22 protein-coding genes are annotated in these 25290 nt (G+C 38.7%); 7 read left to right on the forward strand and 15 right to left on the reverse strand.

Features of this window, described 5'->3' with window-relative positions:
- Positions 1-280 precede the first annotated feature (280 nt).
- From J7J00_RS11100 to J7J00_RS11120, 5 genes are all read right to left on the reverse strand, one after another.
- Positions 281-1228, reverse strand: a complete 948-nt coding sequence (locus J7J00_RS11100) for an AEC family transporter (RefSeq protein WP_214790594.1) — start codon at positions 1226-1228, stop codon at positions 281-283.
- 120 nt (positions 1229-1348) lie between these two features.
- Complete coding sequence (locus J7J00_RS11105; protein WP_214790596.1) at positions 1349-3043, reverse strand: NAD-dependent malic enzyme; 1695 nt, start codon at positions 3041-3043, stop codon at positions 1349-1351.
- A 296-nt stretch (positions 3044-3339) separates the two neighbouring features.
- Positions 3340-4047 carry a response regulator gene (locus J7J00_RS11110; protein ID WP_214790598.1) on the reverse strand — a complete coding sequence of 236 codons (708 nt, stop codon included), beginning with the start codon at positions 4045-4047 and terminating at the stop codon, positions 3340-3342.
- Positions 4044-5645, reverse strand: a complete 1602-nt coding sequence (gene dcuS / locus J7J00_RS11115) for a DcuS/MalK family sensor histidine kinase (RefSeq protein ID WP_214790600.1) — start codon at positions 5643-5645, stop codon at positions 4044-4046. Before dcuS ends, J7J00_RS11110 begins: the two co-directional genes overlap by 4 nt.
- Positions 5646-6807: 1162 nt before the next feature.
- On the reverse strand, positions 6808-8382 hold the full coding sequence (locus J7J00_RS11120) for a peptide chain release factor 3 (RefSeq protein ID WP_214790602.1): 1575 nt from the start codon (positions 8380-8382) through the stop codon (positions 6808-6810).
- Between the two features lie 829 nt (positions 8383-9211).
- Here J7J00_RS11120 and J7J00_RS11125 point away from each other — a divergent pair.
- A complete protein-coding gene (locus J7J00_RS11125; protein ID WP_061462203.1) occupies positions 9212-9415 on the forward strand; it encodes a cold-shock protein in 204 nt (67 codons plus the stop codon).
- A 99-nt stretch (positions 9416-9514) separates the two neighbouring features.
- Here J7J00_RS11125 and J7J00_RS11130 read toward each other — a convergent pair whose 3' ends face one another.
- From J7J00_RS11130 to J7J00_RS11140, 3 genes are read right to left on the reverse strand one after another with little or no spacing between them, the layout of a single operon-like run.
- A complete protein-coding gene (locus J7J00_RS11130; RefSeq protein WP_214790604.1) occupies positions 9515-11482 on the reverse strand; it encodes a DUF6449 domain-containing protein in 1968 nt (655 codons plus the stop codon).
- Complete coding sequence (locus J7J00_RS11135; RefSeq protein WP_214790606.1) at positions 11457-12356, reverse strand: ABC transporter ATP-binding protein; 900 nt, start codon at positions 12354-12356, stop codon at positions 11457-11459. The genes J7J00_RS11130 and J7J00_RS11135 overlap by 26 nt, the downstream gene beginning before the upstream one ends.
- A complete protein-coding gene (locus tag J7J00_RS11140) occupies positions 12353-12736 on the reverse strand; it encodes a GntR family transcriptional regulator (RefSeq protein WP_141992474.1) in 384 nt (127 codons plus the stop codon). The genes J7J00_RS11135 and J7J00_RS11140 overlap by 4 nt, the downstream gene beginning before the upstream one ends.
- A gap of 181 nt (positions 12737-12917) precedes the next feature.
- Here J7J00_RS11140 and J7J00_RS11145 point away from each other — a divergent pair, with 181 nt between their 5' ends.
- The gene (locus J7J00_RS11145) at positions 12918-13334 is read left to right on the forward strand and encodes an organic hydroperoxide resistance protein (RefSeq protein WP_076366919.1); all 417 of its coding nucleotides are present in this window, start codon (positions 12918-12920) and stop codon (positions 13332-13334) included.
- Between the two features lie 52 nt (positions 13335-13386).
- Here the strand turns inward: J7J00_RS11145 and J7J00_RS11150 are convergent, their stop codons facing one another.
- Positions 13387-14703: an MFS transporter gene (locus J7J00_RS11150; protein ID WP_214790608.1), complete on the reverse strand. Its 1317-nt coding sequence runs from the start codon at positions 14701-14703 to the stop codon at positions 13387-13389.
- 215 nt (positions 14704-14918) lie between these two features.
- Here J7J00_RS11150 and J7J00_RS11155 point away from each other — a divergent pair, with 215 nt between their 5' ends.
- The 4 genes from J7J00_RS11155 (at position 14919) to yidC (ending at position 17748) form a co-directional block, all read left to right on the forward strand.
- Positions 14919-15740 (forward strand): glycerophosphodiester phosphodiesterase, encoded by an 822-nt coding sequence (locus J7J00_RS11155; RefSeq protein WP_214790611.1) that lies wholly within the window; start codon positions 14919-14921, stop codon positions 15738-15740.
- A gap of 191 nt (positions 15741-15931) precedes the next feature.
- Positions 15932-16126, forward strand: a complete 195-nt coding sequence (locus J7J00_RS11160) for a hypothetical protein (protein ID WP_214790613.1) — start codon at positions 15932-15934, stop codon at positions 16124-16126.
- 520 nt (positions 16127-16646) lie between these two features.
- Complete coding sequence (locus J7J00_RS11165; protein ID WP_098371207.1) at positions 16647-16934, forward strand: hypothetical protein; 288 nt, start codon at positions 16647-16649, stop codon at positions 16932-16934.
- Between the two features lie 28 nt (positions 16935-16962).
- Positions 16963-17748, forward strand: coding sequence for a membrane protein insertase YidC (gene yidC, locus J7J00_RS11170; RefSeq protein ID WP_214790615.1), 786 nt, complete (start codon positions 16963-16965; stop codon positions 17746-17748).
- A gap of 36 nt (positions 17749-17784) precedes the next feature.
- Here yidC and cphA read toward each other — a convergent pair whose 3' ends face one another.
- Together cphA and J7J00_RS11180 are read right to left on the reverse strand one after the other, a co-directional pair.
- Positions 17785-20409, reverse strand: a complete 2625-nt coding sequence (cphA, locus tag J7J00_RS11175; protein ID WP_214790617.1) for a cyanophycin synthetase — start codon at positions 20407-20409, stop codon at positions 17785-17787.
- Positions 20406-21218 (reverse strand): cyanophycinase, encoded by an 813-nt coding sequence (locus J7J00_RS11180; RefSeq protein ID WP_214790619.1) that lies wholly within the window; start codon positions 21216-21218, stop codon positions 20406-20408. Before J7J00_RS11180 ends, cphA begins: the two co-directional genes overlap by 4 nt.
- A gap of 174 nt (positions 21219-21392) precedes the next feature.
- Here J7J00_RS11180 and J7J00_RS11185 point away from each other — a divergent pair, with 174 nt between their 5' ends.
- Positions 21393-21815 carry a pyridoxamine 5'-phosphate oxidase family protein gene (locus J7J00_RS11185; RefSeq protein WP_214790621.1) on the forward strand — a complete coding sequence of 141 codons (423 nt, stop codon included), beginning with the start codon at positions 21393-21395 and terminating at the stop codon, positions 21813-21815.
- A gap of 104 nt (positions 21816-21919) precedes the next feature.
- Here the strand turns inward: J7J00_RS11185 and J7J00_RS11190 are convergent, their stop codons facing one another.
- The 4 genes from J7J00_RS11190 to opp4A form a co-directional block, all read right to left on the reverse strand.
- Positions 21920-22966 (reverse strand): M42 family metallopeptidase, encoded by a 1047-nt coding sequence (locus tag J7J00_RS11190; protein WP_214790623.1) that lies wholly within the window; start codon positions 22964-22966, stop codon positions 21920-21922.
- Between the two features lie 92 nt (positions 22967-23058).
- Positions 23059-23196: a hypothetical protein gene (locus J7J00_RS11195; RefSeq protein ID WP_179891045.1), complete on the reverse strand. Its 138-nt coding sequence runs from the start codon at positions 23194-23196 to the stop codon at positions 23059-23061.
- A gap of 31 nt (positions 23197-23227) precedes the next feature.
- Positions 23228-23416, reverse strand: coding sequence for a hypothetical protein (locus J7J00_RS11200; RefSeq protein ID WP_034314269.1), 189 nt, complete (start codon positions 23414-23416; stop codon positions 23228-23230).
- A gap of 109 nt (positions 23417-23525) precedes the next feature.
- Positions 23526-25289 carry an oligopeptide ABC transporter substrate-binding protein gene (gene opp4A, locus J7J00_RS11205; RefSeq protein WP_214790625.1) on the reverse strand — a complete coding sequence of 588 codons (1764 nt, stop codon included), beginning with the start codon at positions 25287-25289 and terminating at the stop codon, positions 23526-23528.
- Between the last annotated feature and the right edge of the window lies 1 nt (position 25290).

A 25290-nucleotide genomic window follows, 5' to 3' on the forward strand; every position in this document is an offset into this window, starting at 1 on the left:
TTTAGAATTTAGATTTCATCAACTGCTGCATTCGAATATGTAATTACACAAATCCTATTATTATAATCTTATTTTGATTAATGGAGAATTTTTACAATCGATACTATTTGCGACGCATTTTCCTGGGCTTACACCTTTAATCAAACACCATCCCTTTAAATAAAAATAGCCAACATCTACTCTTTTCAAAAAAAGGTTAATGTTATACAATAAGTTTGTTAAGTATTTCACAAACTTCCGTTGAAAAGTATCCATCCAAGAAGGATGGATACTTAGAAGGCTACATTAACAAGGAAATATAGATAGGTAATGTAATTAAAGATAGAATGGTACTAATTACAAATGAAGATGCTGTTTCAGTTGATAATGAATCAAATCTAGTTGAAATCATTGCAGCTACAGCAGATCCCGGAAATGATACTAGCAAAATAGCTTTAATTGTATCTGCATGATCAAGGCCAATTAGATGAGCAACCAGAATCATATATAATGGAATAGCCACAACTTTTAAAATGGAAATACCAAAAGCAATTGGTCGTAAGCTAATCTTACGGATACCCACGGTTACACCAACAGCAAATAATGCAACCCCAGATGTCACTGACCCAATTTGATCAAGCGCATTTTTTATGATATCCGGTGCCTGGAACCCTAATAGTGTTAATACAACAGCAAGTAAGGGAATACATGCAAGCGGTTCGCTAAGACCATGCAAAACGATACCTAGAATGTTTGTTTTTTCATCTTTAGATTTACCCAATCTGGATTGTCCGACCGTACCAACTATTGTTGCTAATGGATCCAGAAGGGCATTCACCACAATACCGGTAATCGCAATAGGTATAGCTATCTCTTGCGCCCCAAACAAACTGCCTAATACAGATATCCCCATAAAAGCAAAGGCTGGCTGAGTTGCGTTTAATGAAAACATAGATGCTTTAGTTAAATCGTATTTAAACACCAAACGAGCCACTATTAAAAGGATAATGTAAAAGCCAATAACACCTATGGTCATAGTTAAGAAAAATGACCATTGATTAATTAAGGTTTGTTTTGAGGTTGTTGTGATCCCAATGAATAAGTGTGCAGGTAATGCAAATTTTGTAACTAACGTATTAAGCCCTTTGGATGATTCTGAATTAAAAATTTTAAAATAGCCACCCAAATAACCTATAATAATTGTAAAAAAGATTGGTATTAATGTTAAAAATATATTCCCAATATTCACTCGAGATGCACTTCTCTTTCCAAAAAATTGTCCTATTTAAAAGATTCTACTATGACTGACTTATACGGAGATCCCCTAAAACGGATCCCCTTTCTTTTGAGACAACAAAATAATCCGGGATTATTTCCCATGAATAGTTTTGTACTCCGGCTTCCACATGTATTCTGTAATTGCTTTTTCAATATCTGTTATATCCGCTTTCGCAACTCCTTCTTCAATGGCTGTCTTTGCCACTTCGATGGCTACAGATTTAGAAACCTCTTGCAATTGTTTGATTGAAGGGAGTAAAGAAGCACCATGCTTACTGCTATCTGATAATCTTGAAACAGCAGATGATGCTGCTGCAAGCATACCCTTAGAGATTATTGTTGCTTCTGCGACAATTGCACCAAGTCCAAGTCCTGGGAAAATATATGCATTATTAGATTGTCCGATTGTATAAATCTCACCATTATAGTCAACATCATCAAACGGGCTTCCTGTCGCTATTAAGGCTTTACCTTGAGTCCACTTTATAAGGTCTTCAGGAACAGCTTCCGCTAAGGGAGTCGGATTTGACATCGGCATAATAATAGGATGTTCCACGTGCTTTGCCATTTCTTTTACAACTTCTTCTGAGAAAGCTCCTGTTTGACCAGAAGTGCCGATTAAGATGGTTGGTTTAACCTTTTTTATTACCTCTAATAATGGGATAATTCCGACTTCATTCCGAGCCCATTCCTCAACTTCTTCAGCTTTCCGGCAATACGACCTTTGGAATTTCAAAACATCCGGAATGTCATCTATCAACAATCCACGATAATCGACAGCCCAAAAGTTACCATATGCCTCTTCTCTTGAAATGCCATCAAGAATCATGGCTTCAACCATCTGATCAGCATTACCGATTCCTGCTGCACCTGGACCAAAAACAACAACTCTTTGTTCCTTTAAAGGAACACCAGTTACTTGTAATGCAGACTTTACGGCGGCTAGTGTTACTGCACCTGTACCTTGTATATCATCATTAAAAGTGAGAATCTTTTCGCCATAATTATCGATTATATTTCGTGCATTTATATTTCCAAAGTCTTCCCAGTGAAGTAATACCCTTGGGAAGAAGGCTTGAGAATTTTTAACAAATAAATCAATGAATTCGGTGTATTCATCACCGCGAACACGCCCAAACCTGTTACCAATATACAGTGGATCACTAATCAGGCTTTCATTGTCAGTCCCAACATCCAAGACAATAGGTAGCACCCTGCTTGGATCAATTCCCGCAGCTGCAGTGTAGACTGCCAATTTGCCAATGGCTATGTTAATTCCACCAACTCCCTGATCTCCGATTCCAAGAATACTTTCAGAATCTGTAACAACTATTAAATCGATATCATCAGATGAAAGGTCCAGGTTTTTAAATGCATCTTCCATTCCCTCCATATTATCTATTGATAGGTATAGACCTCCTGGACGGTGATATTCTCGGGAGTACTGTTGAATGGCCTCTCCTACAGTAGGTGTGTAAATGATCGGAAGTATTTCACTTAGATGGTCTTTAAGTAGTCGGTAAAACAGTACCACATTCCTATTAAATAAATCATATAACATTCCATTCTTCCGAATATCGCTAGGTTGAGTGGAGAATTGTTCATAAGCTCTTTTTACTTGTTCCTCAAGAGTAAGCACCTGGGATGGCAGCAAGCCTACCAATCCTAGTTCATTTCTTTCTTCCTTAGTGAAAGCAACCCCTTTATTAATAAAAGGGTTTGACAGAATACCTTTTCCTCTTAAAGTTGTTTCCAAGCCCTTTTTTGTCTTATCATAAGCTGTCATAGACGTACCCTCTTCCTAAAAATGTATATTTAAAAATGATCATTACCAGGCAATAGAGTATATTCTTCCCTGGGGAAGTGTAATTACTAAAAGAAAACTGTAAAAAGGAAAATAAATATACAACACATAAAAACTTAAATATTTCCTCATTACTGCTTATTTGTTCAATCTTGTGAAAAATTTATAAATAACTCAATCGCCAGTCTATATCTTAGTAGTCATTTACGGGGGACACTAGCTTATTTAACTAATTTTAGTATTATGTAATTAAAAAAAGTAAGCAGCCATTTGGCTACTTACAGATAACGTTGAATAATATGGCTCTTGTCATCATTAAATTTGTGTTGGGAGACTGGTCGGCCTACCGTTCCATAGATTACCTTAACATCAAGGACCCCGATATCCTTCATGAATTTTAAATATTTCCTTACTGATACCCTGGATATACCCGCCACATTTACGACTTCCTCTGTTGAAAATGGAGCATTTTTAAATAACCGTATCACATTCCATATAATCTTTAAGGTATCTTGAGCCAATCCTTTCGGTAATTCCTCTGGTAAATGATTTTCTTCTTGATGCAATATTCGATAATCTAATTCTTCTTGATTTAGCATATTTTTATCTTGAATAAAAGCTGATTTGTTCCGATATGCTGATAAGGCCGCGTTAAAACGTTCAAATTCAAACGGCTTAATTAAATAATCAACAGCACCTAGTCTTAATGCTTTCTGAATCCTCTCAATGTCCGACGCAGCAGAAATGACAATAACATCTATCTCTTTTTCACTTTCTCGAATTTGTGAAAGTAAATCGAGTCCATTTTTCCCAGGCATGAAAATGTCTAATAGAACTAACCCTATTCTTTGATTTTCCAATACATTCAGAGCTTGATCCACTGAGGAACAGACTGCAGCTAATTCGTAGCCATCGACTTGATTCAAATAGCGCTTATTGAACTCTGCAACCATCGGGTCATCTTCTACGATCATTACCTTAATCATCCTACATCATCCTTGCTTTTGTATGGTATATAAACCACAAACGTTGTTTCTTGACCTTCTTTTGAACTAATATCGAGATCTCCACCTAGCTTATCCAGGCTTGCCTTAACCAAATATAAACCAATCCCCCTGTCCTCTCCTTTTGTTGTAAATCCTTTTAGAAGGATATGATTAAGATTGGCATCAGATATTCCCTGTCCAGTATCATGAACTTCAATAGTTAAAATATCATCTGCATAATCAAACTTTAATTCAATTCGTTTAACGGGCCTTTTTTCCACTGCTTCTATAGCATTGTCAATCAAATTTCCTATTATCGTAATTAGCTCATGAGTAATAGATGCATTTTCTGGTTCTGGCAATTGAAAGTCAGAGGATAATGCCAGCTTAGCACCTGCTTCCCTGGCATAACTTAGTTTTCCAATTAAAAAACCGGCTAGTACTGGATCTTTAACGGTTTTGGTAATAAAGCCAATCTCGTTCTCTCTGTGGTCAACAAGATCACTAATATATGCTGCAAGCTGATCATAATAATGCATATGCACCATACCAAGTATTACATGAAGTTTGTTCATGAATTCGTGCGACTGGGCCCTTAACGATTCAGCATATAAACGGACTCCAGTCAGCTGTTCCGCCAGCAGATGTATTTCTGTTTTATCACGAAATGTAGCCACGGCACCTACGATTTCATCCTTCACAAAAACTGGTACCCTATTCACTAGTAAGACACTATCTTTTAAATCCTGCTCTTTATCCAATTCGACCTTGCCGGTCTCCAGGATTCTATCCAGGTTTGAGTCAGGCATGTAACTAGTTACCTTTTTACCCGTTGGATTTTCATTAATGCCCGCTTTTTTAAATATCTTTAAAGCTGCTTTGTTTACGAGAGTAATGGTTGAACTCTGATCTACCGCTATAATTCCCTCCCGAACTGATTGTAAAATGGCGTTTCGCTCTTTTAAAACCTTCGCAATAGCAAAAGGTTCCAGCCCAAATAATATTTTCTTAATATACCTTGCCAAAAGTATTGCCCCGGCAATTCCGGTTAATATTCCAAAAACGGTTCCCACATAAATATTAAAACGGCTTTCTAAAACAGCATCATTAACTTTTTGAAGAGAAATACCGACTACCACGGCTCCAATTTGATTATCGTCTGAATCATAAACAGGGGTGAAAGAACGCAAAGACCTGCCTAAAGTTCCTTTGGAAATAGATATGTGCTCTCTACCTCGTAATACATCTTTCTCATCCCCTCCAACAAATTTTTTTCCTATTTTACTTGGATCGGGGTGAGTTTTCCGGATTCCATTATTATCGATTATTACTACAAATTCTACATCTGTCGATTTTTTTATCCTATTGGTAAATTGCTCAACTTCCTGATTGTTCCCACTTCCACTTAACGCTTCGATTACAAGCGGCGTTTGTGCTGCCATGCGTGCTACGTTTACTGCTTTTTCAGTCTGGCTCTTCTCTATTGTATCCGCTACTGTTTGGCTAATAAGAATATCTGTAATAAATAATGATAGGGCTACTACCCCACACACCAGTATCATAATAGTAAACTGTAGACTCCATTTCCCTTTTTTCACTGCTACACACCTCTTTGGTCTAAAAACTCTATTAACTTTAAGGAAGATAGTTAAGTATGTTCATTTTGCCTACATCACACAATTATTCGGTACTTTATCAAGTTCCAAGAAGGTAGCCAATTGATTTAATTCAATTAACCTAACCATTTGCCAATCGTATCCTTAAAAATACTGATTCATCTGCAATATTTTCCAATGATAAAACCGACTATACCTTCGTAGGCTTGGATATAAATGCATACCTCGGTAGTTCAATATAAGTTATTTTTGCTATTCTCCTCCTGCACCAGGGTTAAAGCCACAAATTTTCTATTAGTATTATGCAGTTCATTAAGAAGTTTCGCGGAATATCCCAGCAATTCTTACCATGCAAAAAGTTACTACGCTTTTCTTTTAACCTTTCCAATTAGTTACTATTTAATTTCCAAAAATTCAGCTGTCTAACATCTTCTATCTCCCTGTTTCTTTTTATCTAAAGTCGACATGTTTAAAACAGGGGGTAATGATTAAAATACCCGCATTTTCAACAGATTTCAAATCAATTATGTATTAAGACAGTTCTCAAGGTTTAGACTTAGTCATCAATTGTGTAAAATGGCCTAAACAAAGAAAAGATCATTTAATTACTGAGATATGTTAATGATTATGAAAAAAGATTAGTAATTGTAGACAACAGTGCGGATGTAGACAGGGCAATTGAAACCTATAAATCGAAAATACATGCAAATCCTACCTATGTATATATAACATCAGTCTTTATTGTTTATATTACTTTTATCTGGAATCTGTTTTTTTTGGATTACACAAAAAAAGCTTGTAGATTTAGACCCTAAAAGGGACCTTATTCCACAAGCTGAACAACTTCCACTATCAGATGTTTTCCAGTTAAACTATTGATTAAAATGATATACATCCCAAATGTCAGGGGTTTCTGTTCCAATGTACCAAGCTAATACTCCACCTAAGTGATTTTGTTTTAACAGTTAAGTCGAAGCCTGATTGATTATGAAGTTCCTCCATAAATTCGCTCAATAGGTAATTTCACATAATAACAGGTAAATATAGCCGCGGAAACATGTTTAAGATACTATCAAAACCTTTCGATATTTAAACAATGCTCCAGATAATGAAAAAACCCGTGTATATTACACGGGCTTTTCCATTATTTCAAATCCATTGGATTATATAATTCCACGTCAGGATTTTTATCTTGGAACCAACGAAGTGCAAACTCATTTTCAAATAAGAATGCATATTTATCAAACCGATCTTTAACAAGGATGCTTCTTGAGCTATGAAGGTTTTCATCCAGCTTCTCATCTTCAGCCCAACGTGTAATCTTACTGCCCATGCGCTCCATCACGACTTCAACATTGTACTCGTTCCTCATTCGATGCTCGAATACTTCGAATTGAAGTTGCCCAACTGCACCAAGCAGATATTCTTCCATCCGAACCGTTTTGAAGAGCTGAATTGCCCCTTCTTGTACAAGTTGGTTAATTCCTTTATGGAAATGCTTCTGTTTCATGACGTTTTTAGCTGTTACCCTCATGAATAGTTCCGGTGTAAACTGAGGCAGCCTTTCAAACTGGTACATGTCTTTGCTTGTTGTGATCGTATCTCCAATCTGGTAGTTACCGGTATCATATAAACCGATGATATCTCCGCTTACCGCTTCATTTACGGTGTTCCGATCATCAGCCATGAATTGGGTAGAAGAAGACAGGTTAATCGGTTTCCCTGTCCTGCTCAAGTTTACGCTCATTCCACGCTCGAATTTACCGGAGCAGATACGAAGGAAAGCAATTCGGTCACGGTGTTTTGGGTTCATATTCGCTTGGATCTTGAAAATGAAGCCAGAAAAATCATTACTGACAGGGTCCATTTCACCAGACGTTGTCATCCGTGCTTGTGGAGCTGGTGCAAATTTCAAATAAGCATCCAAAAACGTCTGAACACCGAATGTCGTTAAAGCACTTCCGAAAAATACGGGACTTAGTTTTCCATTCGCAATGTTTTCTTCAGAGAATTGGTTACCCGCTTCCGTCAACAGCATGATTTCTTCCAAAGTTTGCTCATATAACTGGGAATCCTTAAGTTTATGATCCACTTTAAGTTCACCTTCGTCATTCAACGGAAGGAAACGCTCTTCCCCTTCAGTTTTGAACTGTTCAATCCGATTATTGAACCTGTCGTAAATGCCCACGAAGTCTTTTCCCATCCCAATCGGCCAGTTCATTGGGTATGTTTCTATACCTAATACCTCTTCGAGTTCGGCAAGCAATTCAAGCGGCATTTTACCTTGTCGGTCCATTTTATTGATAAAAGTGAAAATCGGGATGCCCCTCATCCGGCATACTTTGAATAATTTAACTGTCTGATCCTCGATACCCTTTGCCGAATCGATAATCATCACGGCGCTATCAACAGCCATCAGTGTACGATAGGTGTCTTCACTAAAATCTTGGTGGCCTGGTGTATCTAGAATATTGACACGGAAATCATCATAATCGAATTGCATGACTGAAGATGTAACGGAAATTCCCCGTTGCTTTTCAATCTCCATCCAGTCACTTGTTGCATACTTCCCTGTTTTTCTAGCTTTAACTGTTCCGGCATCACGGATCGCGCCGCCAAACAGCAATAATTTTTCTGTCAAAGTCGTTTTCCCGGCATCCGGGTGGGAGATGATTGCGAAGGTCCGTCGGGATTGAACCTCGTCTTTTAATGTAGTCATAAAATGTTCCTTTCATTATTGGAGTCATCAAAAAAATTTATAGGAGATTTACTGTAATTTTTACATTGGAATGGCAACCTTTCTTTGTATGCAAAAATCTTGATCCTACACAATATATGTAAGAAAAAATATATCATAAGGCATAAGCCTTGGCTACTCTGCATTCATGTCAATCAACCTTTCTATTTTAACACGATATGAAGGAAAGATGTAGAGGTGAATGAAACACCATAAGAGGATTTGTTCAGATGGCAAAACAAAAGACGCTTAATCAGCGCCCCTTATCTTAATTCATATGGTTATCGTTCATTTATTCATGGTTTAACTCATTTACCTTGCAGTTTTAATCGCTTTTTGATTCCGCTTGTTCTTCCACCGTTTTTTTACTTCCTTGAATATGATGGGAGCAGCAAAAATGAGGGCCCTTTTTAATAATTTTTTCATTTTTCATCCGTCCTTTCTTTCTTATCCTATACCCGATTATTTTAATTTCAACCATAACGGCTTTTCCTTTTGGACATGGCATTCCCGTCAAATTTCAAACCAGGAAAATTCTGCACGACAATACCGTTATACTTCCCCTTATAAAACCTTCCTAATATTATTTTCCCTAAATGGGAATGTATAAATTGCTTCCATTTGTTTTATCCTTTATAAAGGTGGGTATATACTAAAAAACTGAAATAATGTAGGCTTTCACATATTATCAAGCATCTTCGTATGATACTTTAACTTGAATGTGGATGCTTGATAATGTGTGAATTGATTTTCCCATCCAGGTAAAATCATCACCATTAATATTTTTTAACTTTTTAGGAGGATTCATCGAATGACAGTAACAGGTAAAGTGAAATGGTTCAATAGTGACAAAGGATTTGGATTCATCGAAGTACCAAACGAAGATGATGTATTCGTACATTTTTCCGCCATTCAAGGAGAAGGTTTCAAGAGCCTTGATGAGGGTCAAGAGGTTGAATTTGAGATCGAAGAAGGAAACCGCGGACCTCAAGCCAAAAACGTCGTAAAACTCTAAAGCTTAGATACACAAACATAATTGATAGGCAATCTAAAAGGATGCCGCCATATTGGGCGGCATCCTTTCCCATATATTTGTACAAGCGAATTATTCACCTTATCTTTCATTAAAGTGATCCAAAATGAAGCCAGGAACATGTTCGCCAGAAAAACTCTTGATGTCCACATCTCTGCTTTCTTTATAATAAAAGGCAGCTGAATACTCTCCGTCCCAATCGATTTGGGCATTATCAATGGCCGTCTCGATTTCCAAAGCCCTCTTAATTTTCAAGCGATTTGGCTGTTGTTCAATCTGCTGTGCAAGTTCACTTTCAGAACTCAAATGATAAATTTCCGAATCGGTCTTCGCAACCAGGATATAAGAGATATCATCAGCCATTAACCGAGCTTTTTTCGATTGTCCGGTACTTTCCATCCATTTTGAAAACTGAGTATATGAAGAGTCCCAATTCATATAAATGGTTTTGTTATTATTCAAAAGAATTTCGATGGTGGCATAATCACCAAAAGAAGATGTCATTTGGGCGAACGATTGATTATTCAGATCCTCAGACAATGCCTGTACGGCAGTTTCCAGCTGTTGGCCGTCCGTAATCGTTATTGATTTGTCCACTTGTCCGCTCGCCGTTATCTTGATTTTAGATAGGTCTTCAGTAGAAACATTCAATAACTCATTAACCATTTTTTTATATTCATTCGACTCATAAATTTTCGCCAATAGCGGCATGTAAGAGTCGTAATTTTGCAAATGGTACTCTCTTGCTAACCGTTTGCCATTCTTGAGTTCATACATCAGAAATACGGATTGTCCATCATTCAATTCACCAATGGAAACCTTTTTACCCTTATCGATAATTTCCTGATGCAATAATCTGATCGCTTCTATATTTTCCTTCTCATTAAGATAATTGGAAGCTTTATTCGACGTGTCATCATCTTCAAAAATTAAAGGAGAATCGCCAATATAAATTTGGCTAATCATCTTTTCATCAGGAACCTTGGCCTTATACTGAATGGGATCTATTTTTATAAAGAGTGCCAGCACAATGATAACCACTATAAATGTTACATAACCTTTCAGTTTGACCCTTATTCGCCAAGTCTTTTGCAGGACAATTTCCCCTAAATAATATCCAAGCAAAGAACCGACGGCATATCCGAAGAAAATCCACCCAGGTTTTCCTGTCGTTTCGCTAAAATAAAGCCCTGTGAACAGCATCATGCATAATGTCAGGACGAATTTAAATAATGGCTTAATCTTCGGGTAAACAAATGCCTGCGACACATGCTCCAGCTTTCTCCTCTCATAGAGAAAAAGAGAGCTGATCAGAAATAGAAAGGTTACTATACTATAAATTAATGTATTAATAGAGAAAAAAGTGATTTTTTCCATCTCCGTTGCTGCTAATAAGGGGGATATGCCATTCATATTGGCACTTAGATAATAATCTGCAGAAAATCCTGCTATCAAAAACTTCACATTGGCTGCAAACAAAACAAACAGCCCCACCGGCAAAGCAAGAAAAATATATGTCAGCAATCCTTGAAATGCTGATAATCCCGTCACCATTCCAACAAGAACGGCAACAGAAAAGATCAAGGCTTCCAAAATAAATGTAGTCCCCATCCAAGACCAAATATCCGTCATGGTATATAGCCTTTCTATATCAATTGCCGAGTGAAATAATATCAATATTGAACCTGTAAGTAAAATCGGCAAACCCATGAAGCTAATTCCCGTCCCAATCATATGAACGTAGATGCTGCGTCTAGTAATCGGTAAACTATGAATAAAGTCTGAAGCTTGTTTCATTTGTAAGAACCGAAAAAGGAAGATGGCAAGTAATACTGGAATAACGATGACCAAGACAAACTGTATCATCTGCTGACAGGAAAAAAGGTTTTCGAATTCCACATATTCATTGTTCTCATTCAAGATAATCGCTAACATTTCCAGAGGCAGGGCGAATATGAGGCCTACGAGATACAGGAAGCCAATCCAGCCAGTGCTTCTGAAAATATAGATAATCAGTTCTCTATTAAACCAGGTTATTCTGGATGACATAACCGATATCCCCCATTTCATAAATGAATATCTCCTCTAGAGTAAGTGGGAGAATATCTAATATTTCTGGCTGATACTGATTAAAGTGCGATTTAATCATGGATTCTTTACCTTTAACGATGCAAACGATCACGCTGCCGCGTCTTTCCTTGTTAAGAATTTGAATTCCGCGGTATAAACCGTGGGGAATTTTATGTTTAAAGGCAATTTGCACTTTGTGTACATCTGCTTTTAAGTCATTCAAATCCTTTTCGATAACAAGCTCACCCTTGTGCAAAATCCCTACATGATCGGCTAAATCTTCAATTTCCCTAAGATTATGGGACGATAGTAAAATCGTCATATCCCTTTCATGGACATCCTGAATCAATAACTGTCTCACATTTTTACGCATGACCGGATCTAATCCATCAAACGGTTCATCCAGGATGAGAACTTCCGGCATCGTCGAGAGTGCGAGCCAAAAAGCAACCTGTCTCTGCATCCCCTTCGATAGTTTATGTATTTTAGATTGGATGGGGATCTGGAATATATCCTGTAATTGATAGAAACGTTCTTGATTCCACTCACTATAAATATGACTATAAAAACCTGCCATTTGCATGATCGTATAGTTAGCCAGGAAATAAGGTATATCAGGAAGGAAGAAACAACGATTTTTCACTACACGGTTTTCAAACACATATGATCGATCAATAAGAACTTCACCTGCGTCCTGTATCAGATTGCCTGAAAGCATTTTTAATAAAGTCGTTTTCCCTGCCCCATTTGAACCTAATAACCCGAATATGGAGCCTTTTTGTATGAACAAGGTGACGTTTTTGATCGCTTCTTTTCCTTCATATAATTTATTCACCTGTTTTATTTCAATCATGATTCTCCCCCCTTTGCCAATGGACTGATCTCCTTTATTAATCTATAAATTTCATGTTTATCGATTCCGATATACAGAGCTTCAGCGAGTACCTTTGAGAGCTCGTTTCTGATCTTTTCTTCTTTTAATGAGTTTTTCAAAGATTTAGGAGGTGCCACGAAATTCCCTTTGCCTGGCAATGTATATATAAACCCGTCAGATTCAAGCTGCTTGTACGCTTTCTGGATCGTATTCGGATTGATGGTCAATTCCTGAGCCAATATTCGTATGGATGGGAGCTGATTATGTTCCTGTAATACTTCATTGATCATTAGTTCCTTAAACTTATCCATCAATTGCTCATATATCGGCTTTCCACTTTGGACATCCAACTCAAACATCATCAATCCCTCCTAGCAAATGGGTGTATTACATCTCCTAATACAGTACATTATAAAACAATATCTTCCAATTTAAAACCAATTTCAAACAATACTACCCATACATTTGCTTTCATTTTGTTTAACAAGACTTACAGTAGGGAACTAAAGATAATAAGAATAAACAAAGGAGTTGTTTTCATTGAAACCATTATATACAGCTACAGTTACCGTACACGGTGGTCGTGAGGGACATGTTAAATCAGAGGACGGGATTCTGGATTTCGATGTGAGGTCACCGAAGGAATTAGGTGGTTCCGGTGAGCGTGCTACAAATCCTGAACAGTTATTTGCAGCCGGTTATGCGGCTTGTTTTGACAGTGCCTTGAATCTTGTTCTGCAAAAAGAAAAGAAAAAAGTCGATACTTCCGTGACGGCAAATGTCACGATCGGTAAAGATGAGGAAGACGGTGGTTTTAAATTGGCTGTAAGGTTGGATGTTTCGATCCCCGACCTAAGCAGGGAAGAAGCCGAAGACTTTGCTAAAAAAGCTCACATGACCTGCCCTTATTCAAAAGCAACTCGCGGGAACGTCGATGTCACCTTGATTTTAGTATAAAAATATCTAAGGGAATGGATAAGGCATTAAGGCCGGCTCCATTCCCTTTTTACTATTTCACTTCTTCCAATCCCTTCAGCTTCAAAAGAAAGCCCAGACCTATTACCGCCATGATGATCAGTGACCCTAATGCCATCCGGCTCGCCAATGTACCGAGGTCATGGAATACCAACGTTATCGTTCCATATAAAAGCGGACCGATTATGGAAGAAACTTTTCCGGAGAATGCAAATAGTCCAAAAAATTGCCCCCTCTTCTCTACCGGGGTCAATTCAATGATATATGTCCGTGATGTCACCCACATCGAACCTAGTGAAATGCCAAACATACTCCCCGCAACCCAGAACCAAAGAGCGGTTTGTGCGAAGACCGCTATAAATAAAGCGACCAAGAGCAGAACTCCCACATATGTCACAGCTAGCCGCGGTCCCTTCGACTGCGTGATATAACCAAACAGAAACGATCCGGCAATACTCGATACTGTCGATACCAAGTAAAGCAAAATGAATCCGCTTGAGGAAAATCCAACAACAGTCTTGGCATATACGGCCATCATGCCGATAGTGGTCGCAATTGCATCATTTAAAAAGAAATAAGCAATCATGAATGTAAAAACCAATCGATAGGATTGCATCTCTTTAAATGTTGATTTAATTTCCTTATAACCGGATAAAAAAGGTTGTTTCGCTTTTTGCTGTTTTGGAGTCTCTTTTAAGAAAAAGAATAAAGGAAGGGAAAAAACCAGAAATAAAATGGCCGTTGGAATAAAGGCTTCATGTGAACTCCCTTTACTAATGAATGGATAGATCGACAGTCCCACTAACGTTCCAAGATAACCTACCGCCACTCCAAATCCTGATATAAGCGGCAATTGCTGTTTCGTGCCTAAATCACTCATCATCGTATCATAGAAAACAAGACTCGAATGATAGAAAAACTTTGCTATCACGAATAAAAGAATGACAATCGCTAAGGAAATTGGAATGCCCAGAAGCTCTCCATCGAACGAAGCCCCTCCAAATACCCCCATTAAAAATGTACATACAACAGAAATGAGTGTAAAAATTATAATGTATTTTTTCATTTTTCCCGTTCGATCGATCATGACTCCGAACAGCGGGGAAAACAAAACAAGAAACAAACTGGCAATCGCATTTGCGTAGGAGATGAAGGTACTTGCAATCTGATCAAGAACGGCATTTTCCCCAATCTGTTCCTGGAGGAAGAATGGAAAGAAAATCGTATTGATATTAGAAGAAAAAATCGTATTGGCAAAATCGTAAAACGCCCAAGAGAGAATGGGCAGGGAAAAATATAAACCAAAATTCCCCTTCCATTTTTTAGACTTCGGTTTCACCTGCAATTCCATCCGCTTTCCCTCCTTTATAGATGCTTAAATTATATGTATTCCATACCTTTCCAATAAATCCTTTAAGTCTGGATTATAACATTGTGTAAAACATGATTTTTTCCTGCCTAACATGTAAAATTATGAAATAAGGCTGTCCTGCTAACTTCTTCTTTATATTCTTTAAGTTTGGGTAAAGGATATTTAAAATAATGTGCCAAATAGGAGTGTGAAAGATGATTGCATATATTCTTATTATCTTGTTAACCATACTTGTCCTGTTCGCTATCTACGCTAAAAGATCAAAGAGTGATTTCCCTGAAAGCTTCATAATGCAGCATCCCCCCCTTAAAATTGGACATCGCGGTGCATCTGGATATTGCCCCGAGAATACAATGGCATCTTATATTAAAGCAATTGAATTGGGAGCTGATTTCCTGGAAGTGGATATCCATCTTAGTAAAGATGATGTACTTGTTGTTCATCATGATCCCACACTGGATCGAACCACAAACGGCAAAGGGAACCTCCGTGATTTCACGGCAGCCGAATTAAAGGAACTTGATGCAGGAAGCTGGTATCATTCTCGCTATAAAAACGAAAGGATTCCTTTACTAAGTGAGGTATTAGAGAATTTCGGGTCAGAAGTTGGAATCTTAATTGAAATAAAACATCCATCTGCTTATCCTGGCATTGAACAGAAACTTGCAGAAGAATTAGAGAAATTCCAAGAATATTCAACAAGTAAAAATAGGATAATGGTACATTCGTTCGATATGGAATCCATGAAAAGGTTTCATCAATTAATGCCGGACATACAAGTGGGCGTATTGATAAAACGGCGAATTAATGACCAAAAATTAAAGGAGATTGCCGAGTTTGCATCATTTTTGAATCCAAAGCAAACGATCTTAAGTACGAAGCTGCAAATGCGAATCCAAAAGCACGGGATGAAAGTATATACATGGACCGTCAACAATAAAAAACAAATGCGCATGTTCAAAAAGATGCAGTTAGATGGTATCATTTCTGATTTTCCTGATTATTTCTTGGATTGAAAATTTGAATGTGTTTGCCTATTATTTTTCCTTTAAGAACGTTCCAGTTGATTTCAGAAATCCGCCACTTTCAACATCTAGCGGGATCTTGGCTAGCCAGTTATTCGTTAGGGGTGTCACAAATTCCTTCAAGCCAGTCAGGGGTTTCATTTCAAGTATTCTTTTATAATCATTATTCGGGGTGAGACCATTTGAACTCCCCCTATGTCGACAAACTGAACAATCCGCAAATGCGGATTGTTTTTTTAAATAACATTGAAATGATTGTATCTCATGCCCATCCGTACCATAATAGGCCCATCGCTGTTGGTCTCGTCTCCATCGATAACCTGCCACGGAATTTAACCGTCAAGTGGGGGAAAACCAAAATGAGCGGACATTCTTAAGCCATACATAAGTATGTTGATAAAGCACCCTTTTCATTGAACCAGCGTCAATTGCCTTATAAATCCATCGTGAAACTTGTGGAATAATTAAAGGCGAAGCTATATGAGGCGGGCCTCCTCCGTAGGACGGACCAAGTGGAATCCTTACATCCATTATTTGATTTTTTAATGGATTATCCATGCTTCGGGGATGTGCATTTTGATATAAATTATTTTCAGTACCGTTATGGTGGTTCTGTTTATCGAATGAATTGAACTTCCTTTTATCCGTATGTAGACGTATGACCATGTGTGCAATCTTCGCTCTCGAATCTAGGTTCTATATGACCTTTAACCAGAAATTAATGCACCAGAAAATATTCCCTGTTTATTTTTTGAAAAAATCCCTATATTTTTTGGCTTTCTTGTACTAGAATTTGATATAGTGTTCTTAATGATTTAAACTTATTCCAGTCCCTAAATCGTTTATGGGGACCAACCGAACTAAATTTTCTTATCTTAGAAAAAACGAGGGATTCCTATGTGGGAATTATTATTAGAATTCGATTATCAGACCGTACGCCATGCGGTATGGGCAGGTTACTTATTTACCTTTGTCTTTCCACTGGCTGCGTTTTACTTCTTAAATAAAAAGCAATCACTCTTGAACGACAAATATCAAGCTTCCGTTCATTCAGATAAAAGTAAATCTCCTGTTCAGAAAGGCAGCACTTTTGACTGGCGCGGTGCACAGCGCTTTTTCACATTTATCCGGCACAAGGATTCACCAGATGATTCCGATGAGCCAAGCCTCCTTCTCGTTGTTTAAACATTAACAATTCGAGGAGGAATTTATAATGAAGAAGAAAAACATGTTACTAATTGCCGTCCTATTTTTGGCAACTACCCTATTGACAGGTTGCTCAGCAGCAACGAGCGGTCCATTTCATACTGCATTGGTTAATCCTATGACAAAAATGCTAGAATTTAATGCTAATTTATTTAATGGCAACTATGGTTTAAGCATCATCATGATGACATTTTTGATTCGCCTTGTCTTGCTTCCACTGACTGCCAAGCAATATAAAACACAGCTTAGAATGAAAACGAAGATGAGTGGGCTGAAACCGGAAATGACAGCAATCCAGCAGAAAATTAAAGAGACGAAAGATCCAGCTAAACAAAAGGCCCTTCAACAGGAAATGATGCAGCTTTACCAAAAACATGGAGTCAATCCTTTAAACATGGGCTGTCTGCCGCTCTTAATTCAAATGCCGATTCTAATGGGCTTTTATTATGCGATTCAAGGTTCCCATGAAATTGCGACACATAGTTTCCTTTGGTACAGTCTTGGCCAGCCGAATATTGCCATGGCGATTATTGCTGGTGTCATTTATTACTTCCAATCGGTCATTTCCATGAGACAAATGCCGGAAGAACAGCAGAAACAAATGAAGATGATGAGCCTGCTCTCACCAGCAATGATTTTATTCATTTCTTTCTCTGCTCCTGCTGCATTGCCGCTGTATTGGTCGATCGGAGGTATTTTCATGATTGTTCAGTCAATCGTGCTTCAGCGAATATATAAAAAAGACCATGCCGCTGTCCCGGCTGTAAATGAAAAGGGTATTAAAAAAAGCTAATCCACTTGGATTAGCTTTTTTCATATCAGTCACTTTCTATTTCTTCGGCAATGGATTTGTTGTTGAAACCTTTTCGAAAAACCTCTCTACATATTCGAAATCCGTGTAAAAGAACAATAATAAATCACCCGGTTGTGATGTTTCCCAGGCTTTTACGAATGCATCCAATTCATTAGGTTCGATGAATGTCCGATCTTTATGTAACCCAGCTTCTACGGCAGCTACCTGAAGCAGCCCGGCTACTTCGAACGGCTCCCTTCCACGCAAATCATCATCTTCTTTAATGATGAACAGATCAGAATTCATGGCCGCCACCTTGGAGAGCCTGATAAGTTCTTCATCAATACGGTCCCCCGGTCCTGCCAAAACAGTGATAAGACGATTTTTGTTATAGGCACTGACCGTTTCGAATATAGCCTTCAATCCTGCTTCATTATGGGCATAGTCAATGATGATCGTGCGCTCTTTCAATTTTTTTAAATTGAAACGTCCTTTGGACAAATTCGTATCAGGCATAAATGTGGCAGCCTTCCTTCTTAGTTCTTCCATTGAAATGCCTTGTGTTTCGGCTGCGGCTAACGCCTGAAGTAAATTGGCGATATTATGACGTGCCATGCCTGAAATCGTAATTGGAATAATGGTGCAATCCATAAATTGATGGATGACTCCATCAGATGAATGACAAATCACGCCTTGTTCATTGACGTACCAAACTTTACCTCCCCCATTAATCGCAGCCTTCACATGAGGCTGAGTGGCATCAGTAGAGGTGTAAATAACCTCCCCATCTGTATAGGCGTTCATGGCAGCTACATTCGGATCATCTGCATTCAGCACACAATAGCCTGTTTTCATTACGACTTCGGCTACCAGCCTCTTTAATTTTATGAGATCATCCAATGTATCGATTCCATCATGGCCGAGGTGATCCTCACTTACATTGGTGATGATCCCCACATCACATTTACGAAAAGCCAGACCTTCACGCAGAATTCCGCCCCGGGCCGTTTCCAATACGGCTACATCAACTTCAGGATGGGCCAATACCATTCTTGCACTGACAGGGCCACTGCAGTCACCTTGATCCAATACCTCATCGCCGATATATACTCCATCAGAATTTGTCATACCCACCTTTGTTTTTTCATTAGTAAGAAAATAATGAACCAATCGCGTTGTTGTCGTCTTTCCATTTGTACCGGTCACTGCGATGATCGGTATAGCCGCCTCTTCCCTAGTCGGAAATAAGTAATTGACAATGGCTTTGCCTACATCCCTTTTTTTTCCTTCACTCGGATAATGATGCATTCGAATTCCCGGTGCAGCATTCACTTCAATAATCGCAGTCCTTGAATGTTCGATTGGTTTTGATATATCCTCACAGATAAAATCTATTCCGGCTATATCCAAACCGATCGCTTTCGCGGCAGCAACAGCCATATTTTTAATGGTAGGGTGAACCTGGTCCGTTACATCGATTGCCTTTCCACCAGTCGAAAGGTTTGCATTGCCGACAACTTGAACCAATTCCCCTTGATTCGGAATGGTATCGAGCGTCCGGTTCGATTTTTCCAAGTAACACGTCACGGTATGTGTAAGTGGAATTTTTGACATCGGCTTTTCATGGCCTTCTCCCCGCAACTCATTACAATTTTCCTTTTCTATCAAACTGCGTATCGTTTCCTTACCGTTGCCAATAACATAGGGAGGAAGCCTCAAACTAGCGGCGATAAGTTCTCCGTTGACTATCAGTAACCGATAATCATGTCCTTCAATATGTCGTTCGACAATGTACTTCTCCACATGCAACTCCAAACAATTAATTACATTGAATAGTTCATCCTTATTTTTGATATGGGTGATGACACCCTGCCCCTGTCTCCCATTATACGGTTTTATGACCAGTGGAAAATCCAGCCTGTCCGCCGAGGCAAAGATATCTTCAATGGAGTGGGCAACTTCCCCTTCAGGTACAGGGAGACCACACCCTCTTAAAATTGATTTAGTCAATGATTTGTCACATGAATTCTCAACGGCAATATTCGAAGTTTGGCTAGATATTGTCGCCTGGACATACTTCTGCCTTGTACCGGTTCCTAAACGCAGTAAGCTTTCATCACCCATTCGCTCGACAGGGATATCTTTTGCCTGCGCTGCCTTAAAAATGGCTTCGGTACTTGGCCCCAGTTTATTTTTATAATATAACTGCTCTATTTGTTTTACATAAGATTGTACATTTATAAGTTTCTCACCATTCAGGATGGCTTCCAAGATATCTTTTGCTGCTAAAAAAGCTTGAAGACCTGAGTGAGGCTCCTGATAGTCAAAGGTAACATAATAAACACCCTTCTTTTCCATCATTATCGTTTTTCCACGAATGGCTTCGATTCCGGCCAAGTTTTGAAGCTCAATCGTCATATGCTCCAATATATGTCCCATCCATGTTCCTTTTCTCAGCCTTTCGGCGAAACCGCCTCGATACCCTTTTGAACATGTATGGCTTCCCAAGTTCGGGAGCGCCTTTAACAATTTTTCATTGAATCCAGGTATTGAATCAGATGGTTTCTGTTCAAGTTCCCCTATATCCAATTCAATGCAAATCGTAGGTGTGTAAGCAAAATAATTAGGTCCTTTTAAATAACGGACTCGATTGATCATCATTGTTGGATCCCCTTTTTCATCAACAATTTCCTGGTAAGCAGGTCAAAACGGTATCCCCTGGTTAGTGCATGAAGGTTAAATCCCGAAAGAGTCAACTCTTCACTGCCATTATCAGAAGATGTGATATTGATATAATCACTGGTGCTGCCATCAAGAACCAATACTTGATGTTGGCCAACTACTTCAAAATGACCGTCTTTAACTAAAATTGCTGTATTTTCATCAATGCCAATACCCATAATTTCTTTATTCCCTGCTATCGCACTTAACAGACGGTCAAAGCGGCCACGCTGGGAAAAATGTTGATCGATTATCAGGCCGTCAAGGAAGCCGAAACCTACCCCAATTTCAACCTTTAATTTATTGTCATTCAGCATCGTGTCAGCAGCGACGATCATGTACTTACCTAAAATCGAAGCTCCAGCACTTGTCCCTGCTATCACCATTCCTTTATGCCAGGCTTTAGAAAGGGCATCGTGGAACTTGGTTTTCCCAATCAGTTCAGACAATCGGCTTTGGTTTCCCCCTGAAATGAAGATAGCTGAAAAAGATTTCAGCTGTTCACAAATTGCAGGATCATCTGCATCCTGCCTTGAATCCAGCTTGATCACTTCCACCCTGTTCACGCCTAAATCCCTGAAGATCTTGATATACTCTGCACTCACTTCCTCAGGAATTTCACTTGCAGTAGGCAATATTCCTATTCCGCCGTCGTTATGGGTTGCAAGCTCGACAAATTTATTTAATACTTCACCTTCAAGGCACTTATCCTCTGCCCCGCCAATGATAAGTAATTCACCACAATTCATTCATCATACTCACCTTTACAAATGGATTAACATCATGAAACAGAACACATAATGACTAGTATGGCAACTTCTTTCAGTCTTCATTCATAAAAATGGCAAACTGCATAATTTTGTTTAACTTAATGGAAAAAGAGGAAAAGTAATAGAGTAAAAAAATAAAAGGAGTGTGCAAAAATGAGCCAAAACCAATTAAAAGAAAAAGTATTGAACATCATCCGTGATCACAAAATAGGAGTTTTATCTACAGTTGAAAACAACAAACCACATTCACGCTATATGACATTTTTTAACGATGAATTAACTTTATACACACCAACGAGTGGAAAGACGGAAAAAATTGATGAAATTGAAAAGAATCCTAATGTTCATATTCTGATCGGCTATGATAATGAGGGATTAGGCGATTCCTACCTGGAAATCTCAGGTACCTCGAAAATAAACTACTCACAGGAACTGAAGGATAAATTATGGAATGAATCATTTGAAGATTGGTTCGAAGGTCCGAAAGATCCCAATTATTTAATCCTTCAAATTAAACTGGAAAGCATTCGGTTGATGAACAACAATGGTGAACCTCCACAAGAATTATCATTATAATTTGTCACTCACGAGTAAAGGGATCAAACTCACGAGTATAATAAAAATATCGCTAAAAAACCAATAAAAGCCCGCACTCCTATAAGTGCGGGCTTTTTTCAAGATTAAACCAACTCTGATTGGATATAATGCAAAATCAGATTGGCTGTATGTTTTAATGAAGAGACATGCGTCCGCTCGAAGGCATGTGAAGCATCGATCCCCGGTCCGATCAGACCATGTACGACATCATAGCCTGCCCGGATCGCTGCGGAAGCGTCCGAACCATAATATGGGTAAATATCGACGCGGTAGTCGACAGCATTTGCTTTGGCAAGGGCGACTAGATGCTGACGTAATTTATAATGATAAGGACCAGAGGAGTCTTTTGCGCAAATGGAAACGCTGAATTCATCCGTCGATTGTCCATCACCGATCGCTCCCATATCGACAGCTAGATATTCCACTGTTTTCTCAGGGATATTGGAATTACCGCCATAGCCGATTTCTTCATTGTTTGAAATCAGAAAATGGGTCGTATTTGCCAATTTTATCTTTCCTGCAGAAATGAGGTCAATGATATGTAGCAGGATGCCGACGCTTGCTTTATCATCCAAATGCCTTGATTTCAAAAAGCCTGTATCCGTAACTTCCACTCTCGGTTCAAAGGAGACAAAATCTCCAACAGAAATGCCAATGGCTTCAGTTTCCGCTTTAGTTTTCACGACAGCATCTACCCGGACCTCAATTGTCTCATCATCACGCTTGACATCCCCGGCATTTTTATATACGTGGACAGAGGTCTGATTGATTAAGATGGTCCCGGTGATAATTGCTCCGTCAGCTGTGTGGATTTTACAATACTCCCCTTCCACTGAGTTCCAGCGAAAACCGCCGATCATCGTCAATTTAAGGCGGCCATTTGCCTTGATTTCCTTTACCATGGCTCCCAGAGTATCGACATGGGCAGTCAGCAATCGATGTTTGCCATCATCTTCGCCCTTTAATGAAGCAAGCAATGCCCCTTTATTCGTGATCTTGTAAGGAACCTTCCTCTGCTCCATGAAATCGGCCGCGTATTTAATGGCTTGATCTGTATAGCCGGAGGGGCTAGGTATGGACACCAATTCTTTTATGTAAGATACGATCTCTTCTTCTTTGATCAAACTCATGCATATCTCTCCTTTCCTCTTTGTTCATTATATCTTTTCATGGGAACTTTTAACATATTAAAAGACCGCCAAAAGACGGTCCTTCAATCGATTTAACTCATATGGGCCAGGACAGGCAAGATGGCCATAACTAATGTTGAAATGCCATATAACGCTAAATTCTCCATATTAACTTTTCTTTTCCACTTATCTCGCCATACTTTGTATCTGCCCATATCTTCGTTCCTCATAAAAAAACCTCCTTCATGATGAAAGTTCAACTTATTTCAACTGTCTTTGTTTGTTGGACATTTCCTTCATATATTCCAAGAAGGCAATTCTCTTTTCGTCTGGATAGGCTACAATGTCTGCAATGATTTCCTCTTCAAGAGGTTTCAGTAACCGGCCAACCGATTCAGTAAACAATATTTCTAACTCTCTCTTTGTTTCATTAGGATTTCTCACTTCCATCAATATCACCCTTCCAATTACTTACTATTATCTATATAACCTTTATCCACTTCATTGAAACGCCAAAAAATCGACCGCCCATAAAGGCAGCCGATAGTCATCAATTAAATTATTTCGTTACACCCACATTATGCCACTGATATTGGCGGCCTGCGAGATAATCATAACCTGTAACGCGTTCATTCACTCCTGCCAATTGATAACGGAATAATGTCGGAATGACCGGAACCTCATCATGGATCAATTCTTGCCACTCATTATACGTATCGATCCGATATTGATCATCAAAGGCTTCCTCTGAAATCCCTTTAGCAAGTAGCTCATCATTTTTTTCATTCACCCAGCGGGTATAGTTAAATTCCGCAGATCTAGCCCATAGACCAGATGGATCAGGATCGGAAGCGACTCCCCATGCAGCTGAATAAACATCAACTTGATCATTATCCTTTTTCAATAGGTCATAGAATGAATTGAACTCATGCAGCCTACCATCCTGCAATTCAACGTCCAAACCTACTTGTTCCCATTGTTGGATATAATATCTTGCAAGAGGCTCGGAAACATCGGAACCGCTCATGGAAGCAAAATTGATCTTGAACTCTTTTCCATCTGCATCTTCACGAATGCCATCCTTATTCGTATCTACAAATCCTGCTTCATCCAAAAGTTTTTTTGCTTTTTCAGGATTATATTCATATGGTTTTACATCTTTATTATTATATTTAAAGTTCGGTGTAATGACAGAGTTGGCAGGGAAGCGAAGGCCCTTGTACATCTTTTCGCCAACTTCTTCATTATTGATGGCATATGCCATCGCCTGACGAAGGCGTTTGTCTCCGAATTTAGGATTCTCATCCATAATATTTTCTTCTTTTTCTTTATCATAGTAGCCGAAATTGAAACCAATATAGGAATAAGCCAATTCAACTTTCCCCAATAATTCGACATTATCCAATTCCTTGGCTTGATCATATTGCTCAGCCAAGACCTCCGCTACATCGAGGTCACCATTTTCAAGTGACTTGACGACAATAGACGGATTCACGACTTTCAATGTGATACTGTCCAATTTAGGTGCACCGCGGTAATAATCTTTATTCGCTTCAAATTCGACCGCTTCCCCTTGAACGATTTTCTTCACTTTGAATGGTCCAAAACCAATCGGATTTTTACGGATTTTATCCGAAGATTCCAGCTCTGCAATCGGAACATCTTTTAAGTATTCTTTATGAAGCGGGTATGTCCATAATCCAGTCGTGACGGAAGGATTCGCTTTTTTGAATGTGAAAATGATTTTCTTGCCGTCGACTTTAATGCCTGAAATCTTATCCGCTTTCCCTTCATGATACTCTTCCATACCCTCGATTAAAGCCATTTGTTCATCATAGCGTACACCTTTGTAATCTTTGCTTCCCATGACAAGATATGCATATTCTAAATCAGCACCTGTCACAGGTTTTCCATCTTGCCAATTTACATTATCCTTAATCGTCAGCGTAACCGTTTTATGATCGTCTGAAATCTCATAAGAAGCGGCACCTTCATTCGTATATACATAGTTTTCATCTGTATCCAATAAATCTTCATCAAAGAATGTGATAACTTGATTATCGGGTTCGCCTTGATAGAAAACTTTGTTTAATATCCCTTCAAACGGGGTATCGGATACCAAACCATATGTCAAATGGCCGCCTTTAATCGGCTCTCCTTGATTTGTCGTCTTTGTCGGGAATTTAGAGGTATCGACCTGTTCGACAGCTTTCCCTTTTTTCTCTTTCGTTGACGATTTCTCCGTATCATTCGAACATGCAGCAAGCAGTAGAGACGAAATGGCCAATGCACTTAATACCTTACTGTAGCTTTTGATTTTCATA

This window comes from Bacillus sp. ISL-4, assembly GCF_018613275.1.
Lineage (GTDB): Bacteria > Bacillota > Bacilli > Bacillales > DSM-1321 > Peribacillus > Peribacillus simplex_E.

Coding starts and splice junctions, on each gene's coding strand:
- J7J00_RS11105 (WP_214790596.1), bottom strand. CDS start 3,043: ATGACAGCTTATGATAAGACAAAAAAGGGCTTGGAAACAACTTTAAGA.
- J7J00_RS11110 (WP_214790598.1), bottom strand. CDS start 4,047: ATGATTAAGGTAATGATCGTAGAAGATGACCCGATGGTTGCAGAGTTC.
- J7J00_RS11120 (WP_214790602.1), bottom strand. CDS start 8,382: ATGACTACATTAAAAGACGAGGTTCAATCCCGACGGACCTTCGCAATC.
- J7J00_RS11125 (WP_061462203.1), top strand. CDS start 9,212: ATGACAGTAACAGGTAAAGTGAAATGGTTCAATAGTGACAAAGGATTT.
- J7J00_RS11130 (WP_214790604.1), bottom strand. CDS start 11,482: ATGTCATCCAGAATAACCTGGTTTAATAGAGAACTGATTATCTATATT.
- J7J00_RS11135 (WP_214790606.1), bottom strand. CDS start 12,356: ATGATTGAAATAAAACAGGTGAATAAATTATATGAAGGAAAAGAAGCG.
- J7J00_RS11140 (WP_141992474.1), bottom strand. CDS start 12,736: ATGTTTGAGTTGGATGTCCAAAGTGGAAAGCCGATATATGAGCAATTG.
- J7J00_RS11150 (WP_214790608.1), bottom strand. CDS start 14,703: ATGGAATTGCAGGTGAAACCGAAGTCTAAAAAATGGAAGGGGAATTTT.
- J7J00_RS11155 (WP_214790611.1), top strand. CDS start 14,919: ATGATTGCATATATTCTTATTATCTTGTTAACCATACTTGTCCTGTTC.
- J7J00_RS11165 (WP_098371207.1), top strand. CDS start 16,647: ATGTGGGAATTATTATTAGAATTCGATTATCAGACCGTACGCCATGCG.
- yidC (WP_214790615.1), top strand. CDS start 16,963: ATGAAGAAGAAAAACATGTTACTAATTGCCGTCCTATTTTTGGCAACT.
- cphA (WP_214790617.1), bottom strand. CDS start 20,409: ATGATGATCAATCGAGTCCGTTATTTAAAAGGACCTAATTATTTTGCT.
- J7J00_RS11180 (WP_214790619.1), bottom strand. CDS start 21,218: ATGAATTGTGGTGAATTACTTATCATTGGCGGGGCAGAGGATAAGTGC.
- J7J00_RS11185 (WP_214790621.1), top strand. CDS start 21,393: ATGAGCCAAAACCAATTAAAAGAAAAAGTATTGAACATCATCCGTGAT.
- J7J00_RS11190 (WP_214790623.1), bottom strand. CDS start 22,966: ATGAGTTTGATCAAAGAAGAAGAGATCGTATCTTACATAAAAGAATTG.
- J7J00_RS11195 (WP_179891045.1), bottom strand. CDS start 23,196: ATGAGGAACGAAGATATGGGCAGATACAAAGTATGGCGAGATAAGTGG.
- J7J00_RS11200 (WP_034314269.1), bottom strand. CDS start 23,416: ATGGAAGTGAGAAATCCTAATGAAACAAAGAGAGAGTTAGAAATATTG.
- opp4A (WP_214790625.1), bottom strand. CDS start 25,289: ATGAAAATCAAAAGCTACAGTAAGGTATTAAGTGCATTGGCCATTTCG.